Genomic DNA, 13,592 nt, shown 5'->3' with positions numbered 1-13,592 from the left:
AAGGCATGGCCGAACTCAACCAACCCATGATCGAGGAGGAAAATCAGCCCCTACACATCACCGCCAAAGCCGCCTGACGATGGCCCACGGCCACAGCCGAAATTACACCACCTTGACGGACGCGACCCGCGCCGAGGGCTGGCTCTACGAAGGCCGGTCAACGTCCGGCGTCGATCCGTGGGAGCTGCTCAAGAGCTTCACCGATCGCAGCGACCGCGTTCTCAACCTGGTGGAAGGCTTCGTGCCCGAGGTCCGCTGGCTCGATGACGCCGAGACGCTGACCTACCTGCACAGCACGATCTCGACCCGGCGCCAGCGCGTGCGCGTGCCCGAAACACCGATGCACCTCGACGCGCTGCTGGCCGATGAGCCGCTGACCGGCGGACTTGAGCCGCGCCTGGGCGACCATCATCTCCGCACGCTGACGATCACGGGATTCCCGAGCGTGACGTTTCCCGGCCTGCTCGACGAGCTGAACCGGCTCGCCTTCGAGTATCGCTGGTCCACCCGCGCGATCATGCTCGACAAGACCGACGCGACCAAGCTGCTGACCAAGATCAGGCGGCAATGGTTCGCCAAGCGCAAGTCGGTCGCGGCCATCTTGAAAGAGGTGATGACCAATGAGGCATCCACGCTGCTCGACAGCGACGCCTCGAACAAGGCCGCCGACGCCGACACCGCCCTGCAGGAGCTGGGCGCCGACTATGCCGGCATGGCCTATGTCACCGCGACGGTGACGGTGTGGGACCGCGATCCCGCCATCGCCGCCGAGAAGCTGCGGCTGGTCGAGAAGGTCATCCAGGGCCGCGACTTCACCGTGATCCCCGAGGGGATGAACGCGATCGAGGCGTGGCTGGGGAGCCTGCCCGGCCATACCTACGCCAACGTCCGCCAACCTCCGATTTCCACCATCAATCTCGCCCACCTGATCCCCCTGTCAGCGGTATGGGCGGGGCCGGAACGGGACGAGCATTTCGGTGCGCCCCCCTTGCTCTACGGCAAGACCGAAGGCTCGACCCCGTTCCGGTTTTCCCTTCACGTCGGCGATGTCGGACACACGCTGATCGTCGGCCCGACCGGCGCCGGCAAATCGGTGCTGCTCGCGCTGATGGCGATGCAGTTCCGCCGCTACGAGAACGCCCAGGTCTTTGCCTTCGACTTCGGCGGCAGCATCCGCGCCGCCGCCATCGGCATGGGTGGCGACTGGCAGGATCTCGGCGGGATGTTGGCCGACGAGGCCGGTGACGGCGTGCAGCTCCAGCCGCTCGCGCATATCGACGATCCGGCCGAACGTGCCTGGGCCGCCGAATGGCTGGCGGCGATCCTCGCCTCCGAAGGCGTCGCGGTCGATCCGCAGGCCAAGGAGCATATCTGGTCCGCGCTCGGCTCGCTGGCATCCGCGCCGATCGGCGAACGCACCATCACCGGCCTTTCCGTCCTTTTGCAAAGCCAGCAGCTCAAGCAGGCGCTGGCTTCCTACTGCATCGGCGGTCCGTGGGGCCGGCTGCTCGACGCCGAGGCGGAGCGCCTTGGTGAAGCCTCGGTGCAGGCGTTCGAGACGGAGGGCCTGGTCGGCGCCGGCTCGGCCGCCGCGGTGCTCTCCTACCTGTTCCACCGGATCGAGGGCCGGCTGGACGGCTCGCCCACGCTCATCATCATAGACGAGGGCTGGCTGGTGCTCGACAGCCCGGCCTTCGCGGCGCAGCTCCGCGAGTGGCTCAAGACCTTGCGGAAGAAGAACGCGAGCGTGGTGTTCGCCACGCAGAGCCTCGCCGACATCGAGACGTCGAGCATCGCGCCGGCCATCATCGAAAGCTGCCCGACGCGCATCTTCCTGCCGAACGAGCGCGCCGCCGAACCGCAGATCGCTGCGATCTACGAACGGTTCGGCCTCAACGACCGTCAGATCGAAATCCTCAGCCGGGCGACTCCCAAGCGCGACTATTACTGCCAGTCGCGGCGGGGAAACCGCCTGTTCGAGCTGGGGCTGGGCGAAGTCGCGCTGGCGTTCGCCGCCGCGTCGTCGAAGACCGACCAGCTCCGCATCGCCGAGATCACCGAAACCCACGACGCCTCCGCCTTCGCGGCTGAGTGGCTGCGCCATCGCGGCTGCGCCTGGGCGATCGAGCTTCTTCCCCCCAGCCAGCAGGAGTTACCGCTATGAAGACCAGAATCCTGCGCCGAGCCATCGTGGCCGGCGTCCTCGCCACGTCGGGCGTCATCGGCATCACTGCCGCGACCCCGGCCTACGCGCAGTTCGGCGGGATCGTCTATGATCCCACCAACTATGCGCAGAACGTGCTGACGGCCGCCCGGTCGCTCCAGCAGATCAACAATCAGATTCAGCAAATCCAGAACCAGGCGACGAGTCTTCTCAACGAAGCGCGTAACCTGACTTCGCTGCCGTTCAGTCAGCTTCAGCAGCTTCAGAGCCAGTTCCAGCGCACGCAGCAGCTTCTCTCCGAGGCGCAGCGCATCGCCTACGACGTGCGCTCCATCGACCAGGCGTTCTCGCAACGCTATCGGGGCACCAACCTGTCCGGCTCGGATCAGTCGCTCGTCGCCGATGCCCGCAGCCGCTGGGAGGCGAGCGTCGGCGCGTTCGAGGACGCGCTGAAAGTGCAGGCCGGCGTGGTCGGCAACATCGACGGCTCGCGCACCACGCTCGACCGGCTCGTCAACGCCAGCCAGTCAGCCGATGGCGCGCTGCAAGCCGCCCAGGCCGGCAACCAGCTCATCGCCCTGCAATCGCAGCAGCTAGCCGATTTGACCGCGCTCGTCGCGGCGCAGGGCCGGGCGCAGTCGCTCGACATGGCGCAGCGGGCGGCCGCGCAGGCGCAGGCCCGCGAGCAGCTCCGCCGGTTCCTCAGCCCGCGCACCGGCTACCAGCCGGGCAACGCGCGCATGTTCCACGATTGACGCCCGTGGACAGCAAGCTCCTGGCCCGGATCGGCGCGATCGTGTTCGTCGCCATCGCGATCACTATGACCGCGATCGAGATGAGCCGGCCGCCCGAACCCGCGCGCGAGGCGCCGGCGACCGTCGCCGAAACCCCGGCGACGGACCCGCTGCTGATCGAGCTGCGCCGGTGTCAATCGCTTGGACCGGCCGGCGCGAGCGATCCCGATTGCCTCCGCGCCTGGGCCGAGAACCGCCGCCGCTTCCTCGCGCCCGGCGCGCGTCCCGCCGCCCGCATCGCCGATGCGGCCACCCCGCAGGAGAATTGACATGGGCGGCACCGGCGTCGTCGATCGTTTCTTGGATGTCTTCACCCGCTACATCGACAGCGGGTTCGGCCTGCTCGGCGGGGAGGTGGCGTTCATCGCCACCACTCTGATCGTCATCGACGTGACGCTTGCGGCGCTGTTCTGGAGCTGGGGCGCCGATGACGACATTCTTGCCCGCCTCATCAAAAAGACACTGTTCGTCGGCGTCTTCGCCTACATCATCGGCAACTGGAACAGCCTCGCCCGCATCGTCTTCGAGAGCTTCTCCGGCCTCGGCCTGAAAGCCTCGGGCACCGACTTCACCGCCGCCGAGCTGCTCCAGCCGGGCCGCGTAGCGCAGGTCGGGTTGGAAGCTGGCCAGCCGATCCTCGAATCCATTTCCGATCTGATGGGCTGGGTGTCGTTCTTCGAGAACTTCATCCAGATCGCTGTGCTGCTGTTCGCCTGGGCGCTGGTCATCCTCGCCTTCTTCATACTGGCGATCCAGCTTTTCATCACGCTGATCGAGTTCAAGCTGGCGACGCTCGCCGGGTTCGTGCTCATCCCGTTCGGCCTGTTCGGCAAGACCGCCTTCATGGCCGAGCGCGTGCTGGGGCTGGTGATCTCGTCCGGCGTCAAGGTGCTGGTGCTCGCCGTGATCGTCGGCATCGGCTCGACCCTGTTCGACGAGTTCCGCGCCGGCTTCGGTGGCGCGCAGCCGACGATCGAAGACGCGATGGCTGTCGCGCTCGCCTCGCTCTGCCTGCTCGGGCTTGGCATCTTCGGCCCGTCGATCGCCAACGGCATCGTCTCGGGCGGCCCTGCGCTCGGCGCGGGTGCCGCGGCCGGCACGGCGCTTGCCGCGGGCGGCGCGCTGGCCGGCGGTGCGGCCGCCGCCCGTCTTGGCGCCGGTGCGGTCGCTGGTGCGATCGGCGGCGCGGCGCGCGGCGCGGCCTTCACATCCGGGGCCGCCAGCAGCGCCTATGCGCTCGGCTCGGCCGGGAAGACCGGCGCGGCCGCCGTCGCGGGTGGGGCCGGCGGCGTCGGCAAGGCTGCCGTAGGCGCAGCCATGTCGCCGCTCCGCCGGGCGGCCGCCTCGCTCAAGGACAGCTATCGCTCGGGCGGCCGCGCCGCCGTGACCGCCACCGGCGGGACGATCTCCGGCGACCCGTCAACACCAACGCCGTCGCCGGACGGTCCGCCCGCCTGGGCGGCCGCGATGAAGCGCCGCCAGACCATGACTCACGGCGCGACCGTCGCCGCCCACACGCTGCGCTCCGGTGACGGTGGCGGCAGCGGCGCATCCGTCGATCTCAGCCAGAAGGATTAGCCGCCAATGTTCCGACGCCCCACCATCCGCTACGGGCAGACGCCCGAACCCACGACGCCCTACCAGCGCGCCGCCCAAGCCTGGGACGACCGCATCGGCTCTGCCCGCGTGCAGGCGAAGAACTGGCGGCTCGCCTTCTTTGGCTCGCTCGCTCTTTCGGGCGGCCTGGCCGGCGGGCTGATCTGGCAGTCCGCGCGCGGCCATATCGTGCCGTGGGTCGTGCAGGTCGATCGGCTCGGCGAAGCGCAGGCGGTCGCGCCGGCCGAGGCCGGCTACCGTCCGACCGATCCGCAGGTGGCGTTCCACCTAGCGCGGTTCATCGAGCAGGTGCGCAGCATCCCGGCCGATCCGGTCATCGTCCGCCAGAACTGGCTCCGCGCCTACGATTTCACGACCGACCGCGGCGCGCTGGCGCTCAACGATTACGCCCGCGCCAACGACCCGTTCGCCAATGTCGGCCGCGTGCAGGTCGCGGTGGACGTGTCCAGCGTGATCCGCGCGTCGCCCGACAGCTTCCGCGTCGCCTGGACCGAGCGCCGCTATCAGGACGGCAGCCTTGCCGCCACCGAACGCTGGTCGGCGATCCTCACCGTCGTCGTGCAGCCGCCGCGAACGCCCGACGCCCTGCGCAAGAACCCGCTCGGCATCTTCGTCAATGCCCTCAACTGGTCAAAGGAGCTGTCGCAATGACGCGCCCACCGTTTCCCCGCGTCGCATCGGCGGCGCTGATCGCCTCCGCAGCCGCGCTCGCCGGCTGCGCCACCACGTCCGCCCGGCCGCCCGCAATCGCCTACGACGATCCGCCACGCGAGATCGCAGCGACGCCCGCGCCCGAAGCGCCACGCGCGGTCGAGGTGGTAACGATCCCCGAGCCGCTGCCGCTGCCCGGCCAGTTGAAGCCGGTCGGCGAATCCGCATCGCCGCCCGAGCCTGCCGATCCGCGCCGCCGCGTCGGCGCCGCCAACGCCGCCGCCCGTGTGCAGCCGGTGCGCGACGGGTTCCTCAACGCCATCCAGCAATATCCGTGGACCGATGGTGCGCTCTATCAGGTCTATACCGCGCCCGGGCAGGTGACGGACATTGCCTTGCAGGAAGGCGAGCAGCTCGTCGGGCCGGGGCCGGTCGCGGCCGGGGATACTGTGCGCTGGATTATCGGCGACACGATCAGCGGCAGCGGCCCGACCGCGCGCGTTCATATCCTCGCGAAGCCCACGCGGCCCGACATCGCAACCAACCTCGTCATCAACACCGACCGCCGCACCTATCACCTCGAACTGCGCGCGACGCCTTCGACCTACATGGCGTCGGTGTCCTGGACCTACCCGCAGGATCAGCTCATCGCGCTGCGGAGCGCCAATGCGGCGGCAGCCACCGCTGCGCCGGTGGCGAGCGGCGTGGACGTGTCCGCGCTCAATTTCCGCTATCGGATCGACGGCGAGCGAGCGCCGTGGCGTCCGGTCCGCGCGTTCGACGATGGCCGACAGGTCTTCATCGAGTTTCCGGCCGGGATCTCGCAGGGCGAGATGCCGCCGCTGTTTGTAGCCGGTGCGGCCGGCGACGCCGAGCTGGTCAATTACCGCGTGCAGGGCCGCTACATGGTGGTCGATCGCCTGTTCGCCGCCGCAGAGCTGCGGCTGGGCGATCGGCGCAGTGAGCAGCGCGTCCGCATCGCGCGCAATGATGGACGGGAGCGGCGGCCGTGAACGATCGCACCGACATGCCTGCCGCTGATCCGGCTCCGTCGCCGGCTCCTGCCGATCCGAGGCCATTCCAGCTCAGGGGCGACCCGCCGCGCGTGATGCGGCTGTCGCGCAAGGCGCTGACCGTCATGGGCGTCGTCGCCGGGCTCGGCATCGGCGGCTCGCTGATCTACGCCCTCAAACCGGCCAGCGAGCGGCAGGCGGAAGAACTCTACAATACCGAGAGCCGCGCCACGGCCGAGACCATCACGTCGGGTCCGCGGGACTATGCGCAGGCGCCGCGTCTCGGCCCGCCGCTTCCGGGCGATCTCGGCCGGCCGATCGTGTCCGCCCAGCAGCGCGGCGAGAATGTGCCGGTGCTGCCGGTCGGCGCGCAGCCGGGTCAGCCTGACCCGCGCGCGCAAGCAGAGGAAGCTGCCCGGCAGCGCGCGCAGCAGGAGCGCGACTCCGCTCGCATGAGCAGCGTGTTCCTCGGCGGCAATGCGGGCAACAGCGGGACGGCGGGTCTCCCGTCGGTGGCCCTGCCGGGGCAGGCTGCGCCGCAGCCGGCGCAGCAGCAGGCGGCCGCCGCCGAGGGCGATCAGGCCGGGAAGCGGGCGTTCATGGCGCAGGCGTCGAACCAGCGCACGGTGAGCGTCGAGCGGCTAAGCGCGCCAGCATCGCCCAATATCGTGCAGGCCGGAAGCATTGTGCCCGCAGCCCTCATTACCGGCATCCGCTCCGATCTTCCCGGCCAGATCACCGCGCAGGTCACGCAGAACGTTTATGACAGCCCGACCGGCCGCATCCTGCTCATCCCGCAGGGCGCGCGGCTGATCGGCGAATATGACAGCGAGATCGCAGCCGGGCAGACGCGGGTGCTGTTAGCCTGGGACCGGCTCATCATGCCGGACGGCCGCTCGATCGTTCTCGAGCGCCAGCCCGGCGCCGATGGCGCGGGGTTCGCGGGCCTCCAGGATCAGGTCAATCAGCATTGGGGCAACCTGCTGAAGGCCGCTGCTATCTCGACGCTTCTCGGTGTGGGATCCGAACTCACAACCAGCGGCGACGACTCTCTGAGCCGAGCGCTGCGCTGGGGCACGCAGGGGACCATCAATCAGACGGGCCAGCAGGTCGTGCGTCGGCAGCTTAACGTGCAGCCGACGCTCACCATCCGGCCTGGCCATCCGCTGCGCGTGATCGTCACCCGCGACCTCGTCCTCGAACCAATAGGTGAAACGCGATGACCAAGTTGAAGCTCGGAGCGATCGCTGATGACCGACCTGTCAAAGTGACTGTCGAGCTACCCGCCGTCGTTCACCGCGATCTTACTGCCTACGCCGCCGCACTCGCGGCAGAGACCGGCGCTCAGGCCGTGCCGCCCGAGAAGCTCATTGCGCCGATGCTCGCGCGGTTCATGGCGAGCGACCGGGGTTTTGCACGCGGACGGCACAACGCGAAAAACTGACCACCTTGTGCGCGCTCAGTTGCCGAGAAAGCGCCTCCGACGCTCCTCCGCATCCACCTTGATGATCGCCTCCTCGGCATTGGCGCATTCTCCGCCTCGCACAGTGCCGTCGCGGCAGCCGGCCACGACTTGGCGCGCCTCGTCTATATGCGACATGAAATACTGAGTACCGCGCGCCTGGCTGGACGCTGGAGCTACCGGCGACGTGAACGTGTCGACGTCCGCCTGTTGCATCGGCGCGATCACGGGCCGCAAGATAAAACCTCCCGCAAATCCGATGAGCAATGTAACCAGAACGATGACGATTGTCCTAACCGAAAACATGGTGGTCACTCCATAAACCTGCCTAGCCATTTTACTGAGATTCCTTGGTAAAATCAAAAGACAGAGCATACCGTGTCTTGATGAATTCAAGGAAACGCCGAAGCGCAGGATTGCAGTTGTCATCCCGCCAGTAGCCCGAATATCCGATCAACGCCGGGCCTTGTTCCCCATGGATCGGACGATACACAACATCGGGATAAACCGCGCCGGTGGCGCCCTCGCACACAATGGTGACGCCGCGGCCACCGCCCAAAACGCTCAGGATCGTTTCCCGGCTCGATTGGTGCATTCGAATGTCCGGCTTCGACGCTGACGCGGGCAACCTTCCGAGCAGTAGATCGCGAATTTCAGAGCCCGGATCGGCTGCGGGCAACAGGAAGCGTTCGTTGCGCAGGTCCGTCCAATGCACGATTTCGCATTCCGCCAGTGGATTTGCCGTCGGGAGCGCGACCAGGACTCGTTCGCTCCAAAACGGCTCGGATCGAAAACCCTCGTGGGCCAGTGCGCCCATCAGGATGGCTATATCGATCTCGCCGGTATCCAGTCCTGCGAGCAAAACGCTGCGGTCAGCCTCGACGCACTCGACTTCCACAGCGGGATGCGCCTGGCTCCAACTCATCATGGTCGCGCGCAGATGGCCTGCCGAAACCGAACTGTTATGCCCCAATCGAAGGCCTCCAGCACGGCCCTGACCGGCAGCGCGCATCATCGCGACGAGCTTGTCCGCATTGGTGACGATCGATCTCGATCCGCGCAGGAAGGCACTGCCCGCCAGCGTCGGGGTAACACCAGCGCGGGAGCGCTCGAATATCGGCATGCCGACGGCACGCTCCAGCTTCAGAATATTGCGACTGAGAGTGGACTGCTCAATGTCGAGGGCACGAGCAGCGCGGTAGAAGCTGCCGTGGTCTGCCGCCGCAATGGCGTAACGCAGTTGACGGATGTCGAAGGCCATCGGCTCGCGTCTCACATCCGCTAGCGCGCAGCGCTGCTCGGGGACGCGGGCGACCGAGCACGCCTCTGTTGGGGGTCGGCATAGGCCAACAGTCGCAGCGCGTTGAACACGACCAGCAGTGTCGAGCCTTCGTGGACTGCAACAGCAGGTCCGATGCCGAGCCCGAGGATCGTCGCCGGCACGAGAAGCGCGACCACGCCAAGGCTGACGAATACATTCTGCCGGATCACGGATCGCGTCCGGCGGCTCAGGCCGACCGCGAAAGGGAGATGGTCGAGATTATCGGCCATAAGGGCAACGTCGGCGGTTTCGAGCGCCACGTCCGATCCCGCCGCACCCATCGCAATGCCCACGGTCGCCGTCGCCATGGCGGGCGCGTCGTTCACACCGTCGCCTACCATCGCGACCTTAGCTTCGGCGCGGAGCTTCTTGATCGCGTCCACCTTGTTTTCGGGCAGGAGATCGCCCCAAGCCTCGTCAAGTCCCACGTCCCGAGCGATGGCTTCGGCAGCAAGCTGGTGATCCCCGGAGATCATGATCATCCGCCGGATGCCGATCGCGCGCAGCCGTTCGAGCGCCTCGCGTGCTTCCTCACGGGGCGTGTCGAGCAATCCGATCACGCCTAGATCCCGCTCGCCGCGACGGACGATCATGATTGTCTGGCCGGTCTCGCGCAGCAGCGGGAGCATGTCGTGCATCCCCTGCGAGAGCGGAGCGATGCCGTCGGCGCCAAACATCTCGGCCTTGCCGATGAGAACCTCGTCCTCACCGATGACGGCCGAGACGCCGCGGCCCGTAAGGCTCTTCAGACTCTCCGCCTGCGGAACCTGACGCTCGCCGATATGATCGCGCCCGTCGCGCGCGATGGCTTGCGCAAGCGGGTGATCGCTCAGCGATTCAACCGCCACGGCCACCGCCATCATATCCTCCCTGGATACGCCGGGCGCGGTGACGACCTGATGGATGCGCGGCTCGCCCTTGGTGAGCGTGCCGGTCTTGTCGAAGGCGATCGCGTCGAGCGAACCGAGCAGTTCGAGCGGCGCGCCGCCTTTGATCAGCACGCCGCCCCGAGCCGCTCGCGCGACTCCGGAGAGAACGGCGCTGGGCGTGGCGATGGCGAGCGCGCAGGGGCTTGCCGCAACCAGCACCGCCATTGCGCGATAGAAGCTGTCGCGGAACGGCTCATCGACCACGACCCAGGCGAACAGCAGGATGAAGGCCAGCGCCAGCACCGCAGGCACAAAGAAGCGCTCGAACCTGTCGGTGAACCGCTGCGTCGGAGACTTCTGCGTTTCGGCCTCGCTGACCAGCTTGACCACCTTGGCGAGCGTGCTTTCGGTGGACAGGCGCGTGACCTCGATCTCGACGAGACCGCTGCCATTGATGGTGCCGGCGAACACCCTGCTTGCCGCGTCGATCCGGTCGGGATCGGCGCGGGCGGCCGCATCATCCAGCACGGGACGCTTGTCCACCGGCATACTCTCGCCCGTCACCGGCGCCTGGTTGATGGCGGTGATGCCTTTCACGACAAATCCATCCGCGGCCACACGCTCGTCGGGCTTCACGACGACGATTTCGCCGACCTTCAAATCCTCGACCGGAACATCGCTCGTGCCGCCGTCGGAGCGGCGCACGGTAGCGGTGCGCGGCGCCAGTTCGGCCAGCGCCTCGATCGCGCGCTTGGCGCGGCCCATGGCATAATGTTCGAGCGCATGGCCGAGGCTGAACAGGAACAGCAGCAGCGCGCCCTCGGCCCAGGCGCCGAGCGCCGCCGCGCCGGCGGCCGCCACCAGCATCAGCGTGTCGATCTCGAAGCGTTTCAGCCGGAGATTGTCGATCGCCTCGCGCAGCGTGTAGAAGCCGCCGAACAGATAGGCGGCCACGTAGAGCGTAAACGGCAGCCAGGCCGGCGCGCCCGCCACCAGCTTCTCGATTGCGAATCCGATCCCCAGGGTCGCGCCGCAGGCGAGCGCAAAGATCAGTTCGGTATTGGCCCCGAGCAGACCGCCATGCGCGTAATCGTGACCGTCGTCGGGGCCATGCTCCCGCTTCGGTTGCGCAGGGCCATCGACATGGCGGGCATGAGCATCTGCCGCCGCCGGCACAGGTCTGGGCGTTGCGCCGAGCTTCGTCAGTTCAGCGCTGATGTCGTCTCGGGAGAGCTGATCGCGATCATATTCGATGCGCACCATGCCGGCGGCCGAGGCGTCCGCTTCGATCACACCGGACAGGGCGCGAAGGCTTTCGGTGACCGTGCGCGCGCGGCGTGCGTGACCGATGCCATCGACCTCCCAAAGGATATGCCCGTAGCGGTCCGCGATTTCCGCTCCCGAGGCATGGGCGAGTTCGCGGATGCGTGCGAGCGTCACCACTTGCGGGTCGAAATGGACGCACAGCGTCGCAGGGCTGGCGGCGTCGGCCGCGACCACATGCGCCTGCTCGACACCGGGCCGGTCCTTAAGCGCCGCGACGAGCCTGCCGACGCAGGCATCGGCCGCATCGGTGACGTCGGGGAGAAGTATGGGGATTTCGAGGCGGAGCTTTTCGATCATGACGTGGTTCCTTCGCGAGGCGCGCTTCTGTGGTGAGGACCGTGCGGCTCGCTGTCAGGGCGGTGCGGTATTGGACCTGAGCCGCGTGCAGGTCAGGGGCGGCGCATCGGGGCGCAACAGCGTCATCCGATCACCGCCGGAGAGCGACACGTTGAGCTTGTCGCCCACGAAGGTGAGGCCGGTGGCCGGCGCGACCAGCCGCACCGAACGACCATCCGGCAGAATCGTGAGATCGAGGGTCAGGCCGTCGGCGAGGAAATCGGCGTCCACGCGCGATCCATCGGCGCAGGCATAGATATGTTCGCCAACGAGATTGGAGACGGAGCGACGGTCATGCCGCTCGCCCGCATCCTTGTCGTTGGAAGCGGGCGAGCAGCCGGACAGGCCGGGCGCAAGCGCGAGCCCAGCCAGCGCGAGGAGCACAGGACGACCGCGCGTCGGCGTCCTTGCTCTCCATCCTCGCCGGAATCGTTCGCCATGGGCGCTCAAGGGGGCGGCGCCCATGGCGCGGGCCGTTCTCACACCTTCACCCGAAGGGCCCGTGGTGCGGCGGCCAATCCACAGCATCTCAGTCGAACAGTTCGCTCAGGAAGCTCTTGTGGCGATGATGGCCGCGCTCGTAGCCGTGCTTCCTGTCATGATCGCCGCGCCCGCGATGCTCGTCGAACATGCCGAGCCGGCCGCCGCTCGACCGGCGGGCCGCTTCGTCGCCGGCGCTCCGCTCGATGATCTTGTCGAGTTCGCCGCGATCGAGCCAGACGCCGCGGCATTGCGGGCAGTAGTCGATCTCGATGCCCTGGCGCTCGCTCATGACGAGATCGACGCGACAGGCTGGACACAACAGACTCGTTGAAGTGCGGCCTTCTACCATGATGGCATCCTTTCTTCTTCGGCTTGGGGGGAGTGAATGGTGGGAGGCCTCATTCCTTTGCCTCCCTGTCCCGGCGCGCTTCCTCTCGCGCATCGCGCAGGATCTCGACGCCACCCTTGACGGCGATGGCCGCGGCAAGCAGCCCGACCAGCAGATCGGGCCAGTTGGAGCCGAGCCACCAGACCAGCAGGCCGGCGATCAGGATTCCGCCGTTCGAGATGAAATCGTTGAAGCTGAAGGTCGTCGCGGCGCGCAGGTTGACGTCGGGCTCGCGCAGCCGTTGCAAGAGCTTGAGGCAGATGAAGTTGACCACAGCCGCGACCGCAGACATCGCCATCATGGTGATGCCGATCGGCTCGCTGCCTTGCAGGTAACGTCGTCCGACATCGAGCATGATGCCGCCGGCGAAGATCAGGAGCATGACCCCCGACACGGCGGCCGCGCGGGTCTTCCATTTCGCGCCTCGGCTGAGCGCGATCAGGCTCAGTGCGTAGACCGCCGCGTCCGAGAGATTGTCGAGACCGTTGGCGAGCAGCGCGCTGGAATCGCCACTGATCCCAGCGATCAGGAAGGCCAAGGCGATCCCGACGTTGAGCATCAGCACGATCCAGAGCGTGCGGCGCTCGGCGGGCGCGCCCGCGGATGCAGGGTCAGTCATTGGCGGCCTTTCGGGTGAGCTGGGCCTTGCGGGCACGCCGGCGCTGGCGGTTGATGGTGAGGCTGCTGCCGCGCGCTTCCCTGGTGAGGTAGCGGAGCAGCGCCGCATCCTGCGCGCGCATCGATCTGCGCAGGCCTCGCCGCACGAGATAACCAAGCGGGCTCAGCGCGCCTTCCATCCTGACCGTATGGCGAACCTGCGTCTGCGGGCCGGCCTCTTCGAGCGCATATTCCTCGCTCAGCGTGAACAACCCGCCGAGGCCGATCCGCCAGGCGAACCGTTGTGCCCGTTCGTAGGCGACGATCGTGGCTTCGGTTCTTAGCGGCAGTTCTCCCTTGAGCATGCCGAAGGTCAGACCGACCTCGGCGTCAGGGGCAGCAACGCCGCGAAAGCGATAGCTTGGATGCCACAGTGCGAACGCAGCGAGATCGGCGATATGGGTCCACGCCCGGATCGGCGTGATGGTCAGGGCGAAGGAGGTGGTCTCCTTCATGGCCGGCGCGCCGCTTCGGTGGCCCAAGGGGCGGACGGCAAAGCCGTCTGCCACTC

The 13,592-nt window shown here is 67.5% G+C and carries 15 protein-coding genes; 8 read left to right on the top strand and 7 right to left on the bottom strand.

Annotation, left to right across the window (positions count from 1 at the left end):
- The first annotated feature begins 79 nt into the window (after positions 1-79).
- Genes trbE through ABU113_RS11335 form a run of 8 tightly spaced genes read left to right on the top strand, consistent with a single transcriptional unit; the run spans position 80 to position 7,683 of the window.
- Positions 80-2,164: a conjugal transfer protein TrbE gene (gene trbE / locus ABU113_RS11370; protein WP_454559618.1), complete on the top strand. Its 2,085-nt coding sequence runs from the start codon at positions 80-82 to the stop codon at positions 2,162-2,164.
- Positions 2,161-2,919, top strand: a complete 759-nt coding sequence (gene trbJ, locus ABU113_RS11365; protein WP_053555775.1) for a P-type conjugative transfer protein TrbJ — start codon at positions 2,161-2,163, stop codon at positions 2,917-2,919. Before trbE ends, trbJ begins: the two co-directional genes overlap by 4 nt.
- A gap of 5 nt (positions 2,920-2,924) precedes the next feature.
- Positions 2,925-3,227 carry a putative entry exclusion protein TrbK-alt gene (trbK-alt, locus tag ABU113_RS11360; RefSeq protein ID WP_053555774.1) on the top strand — a complete coding sequence of 101 codons (303 nt, stop codon included), beginning with the start codon at positions 2,925-2,927 and terminating at the stop codon, positions 3,225-3,227.
- Position 3,228: 1 nt separating this feature from the next.
- Positions 3,229-4,536 (top strand): P-type conjugative transfer protein TrbL, encoded by a 1,308-nt coding sequence (trbL, locus tag ABU113_RS11355; protein WP_188236319.1) that lies wholly within the window; start codon positions 3,229-3,231, stop codon positions 4,534-4,536.
- A 6-nt stretch (positions 4,537-4,542) separates the two neighbouring features.
- Positions 4,543-5,226 carry a conjugal transfer protein TrbF gene (gene trbF / locus ABU113_RS11350; RefSeq protein ID WP_053555772.1) on the top strand — a complete coding sequence of 228 codons (684 nt, stop codon included), beginning with the start codon at positions 4,543-4,545 and terminating at the stop codon, positions 5,224-5,226.
- The gene (gene trbG / locus ABU113_RS11345) at positions 5,223-6,239 is read left to right on the top strand and encodes a P-type conjugative transfer protein TrbG (RefSeq protein ID WP_053555771.1); all 1,017 of its coding nucleotides are present in this window, start codon (positions 5,223-5,225) and stop codon (positions 6,237-6,239) included. Before trbF ends, trbG begins: the two co-directional genes overlap by 4 nt.
- A 14-nt stretch (positions 6,240-6,253) precedes the next feature.
- Positions 6,254-7,462: a TrbI/VirB10 family protein gene (locus ABU113_RS11340; RefSeq protein WP_053556406.1), complete on the top strand. Its 1,209-nt coding sequence runs from the start codon at positions 6,254-6,256 to the stop codon at positions 7,460-7,462.
- Complete coding sequence (locus ABU113_RS11335) at positions 7,459-7,683, top strand: DUF2274 domain-containing protein (RefSeq protein WP_053555770.1); 225 nt, start codon at positions 7,459-7,461, stop codon at positions 7,681-7,683. The genes ABU113_RS11340 and ABU113_RS11335 overlap by 4 nt, the downstream gene beginning before the upstream one ends.
- A gap of 15 nt (positions 7,684-7,698) precedes the next feature.
- Here the strand turns inward: ABU113_RS11335 and ABU113_RS11330 are convergent, their stop codons facing one another.
- From ABU113_RS11330 to ABU113_RS11300, 7 genes are all read right to left on the bottom strand, one after another.
- Complete coding sequence (locus tag ABU113_RS11330) at positions 7,699-8,007, bottom strand: hypothetical protein (protein ID WP_053556405.1); 309 nt, start codon at positions 8,005-8,007, stop codon at positions 7,699-7,701.
- A 31-nt stretch (positions 8,008-8,038) separates the two neighbouring features.
- The gene (locus ABU113_RS11325; protein ID WP_083455517.1) at positions 8,039-8,962 is read right to left on the bottom strand and encodes a LysR family transcriptional regulator; all 924 of its coding nucleotides are present in this window, start codon (positions 8,960-8,962) and stop codon (positions 8,039-8,041) included.
- A 20-nt stretch (positions 8,963-8,982) separates the two neighbouring features.
- On the bottom strand, positions 8,983-11,514 hold the full coding sequence (locus tag ABU113_RS11320) for a heavy metal translocating P-type ATPase (RefSeq protein ID WP_454559617.1): 2,532 nt from the start codon (positions 11,512-11,514) through the stop codon (positions 8,983-8,985).
- A gap of 54 nt (positions 11,515-11,568) precedes the next feature.
- Complete coding sequence (locus ABU113_RS11315; RefSeq protein ID WP_235527046.1) at positions 11,569-11,937, bottom strand: hypothetical protein; 369 nt, start codon at positions 11,935-11,937, stop codon at positions 11,569-11,571.
- Between the two features lie 145 nt (positions 11,938-12,082).
- Positions 12,083-12,325, bottom strand: coding sequence for a TFIIB-type zinc ribbon-containing protein (locus ABU113_RS11310; protein WP_454559616.1), 243 nt, complete (start codon positions 12,323-12,325; stop codon positions 12,083-12,085).
- A gap of 109 nt (positions 12,326-12,434) precedes the next feature.
- On the bottom strand, positions 12,435-13,043 hold the full coding sequence (locus tag ABU113_RS11305) for a cation transporter (RefSeq protein ID WP_053555767.1): 609 nt from the start codon (positions 13,041-13,043) through the stop codon (positions 12,435-12,437).
- Positions 13,036-13,536: an SRPBCC family protein gene (locus tag ABU113_RS11300; protein WP_053555766.1), complete on the bottom strand. Its 501-nt coding sequence runs from the start codon at positions 13,534-13,536 to the stop codon at positions 13,036-13,038. The genes ABU113_RS11305 and ABU113_RS11300 overlap by 8 nt, the downstream gene beginning before the upstream one ends.
- Between the last annotated feature and the right edge of the window lie 56 nt (positions 13,537-13,592).

The organism is Parapedomonas caeni (genome assembly GCF_041060555.1).
In the GTDB taxonomy this organism is placed as follows: Bacteria; Pseudomonadota; Alphaproteobacteria; order Sphingomonadales; family Sphingomonadaceae; genus CAUJIW01.
Note: the sequence above shows the minus strand (reverse complement) of the source record. Positions and strands in the feature narration are given on the sequence as shown.

Coding starts and splice junctions, on each gene's coding strand:
- ABU113_RS11325 (WP_083455517.1), bottom strand. CDS start 8,962: ATGGCCTTCGACATCCGTCAACTGCGTTACGCCATTGCGGCGGCAGAC.
- trbE (WP_454559618.1), top strand. CDS start 80: ATGGCCCACGGCCACAGCCGAAATTACACCACCTTGACGGACGCGACC.
- ABU113_RS11300 (WP_053555766.1), bottom strand. CDS start 13,536: ATGAAGGAGACCACCTCCTTCGCCCTGACCATCACGCCGATCCGGGCG.
- trbJ (WP_053555775.1), top strand. CDS start 2,161: ATGAAGACCAGAATCCTGCGCCGAGCCATCGTGGCCGGCGTCCTCGCC.
- ABU113_RS11340 (WP_053556406.1), top strand. CDS start 6,254: ATGCCTGCCGCTGATCCGGCTCCGTCGCCGGCTCCTGCCGATCCGAGG.
- ABU113_RS11330 (WP_053556405.1), bottom strand. CDS start 8,007: ATGTTTTCGGTTAGGACAATCGTCATCGTTCTGGTTACATTGCTCATC.
- trbL (WP_188236319.1), top strand. CDS start 3,229: ATGGGCGGCACCGGCGTCGTCGATCGTTTCTTGGATGTCTTCACCCGC.
- ABU113_RS11335 (WP_053555770.1), top strand. CDS start 7,459: ATGACCAAGTTGAAGCTCGGAGCGATCGCTGATGACCGACCTGTCAAA.
- ABU113_RS11305 (WP_053555767.1), bottom strand. CDS start 13,043: ATGACTGACCCTGCATCCGCGGGCGCGCCCGCCGAGCGCCGCACGCTC.
- trbF (WP_053555772.1), top strand. CDS start 4,543: ATGTTCCGACGCCCCACCATCCGCTACGGGCAGACGCCCGAACCCACG.
- trbG (WP_053555771.1), top strand. CDS start 5,223: ATGACGCGCCCACCGTTTCCCCGCGTCGCATCGGCGGCGCTGATCGCC.
- ABU113_RS11310 (WP_454559616.1), bottom strand. CDS start 12,325: ATGAGCGAGCGCCAGGGCATCGAGATCGACTACTGCCCGCAATGCCGC.
- ABU113_RS11320 (WP_454559617.1), bottom strand. CDS start 11,514: ATGATCGAAAAGCTCCGCCTCGAAATCCCCATACTTCTCCCCGACGTC.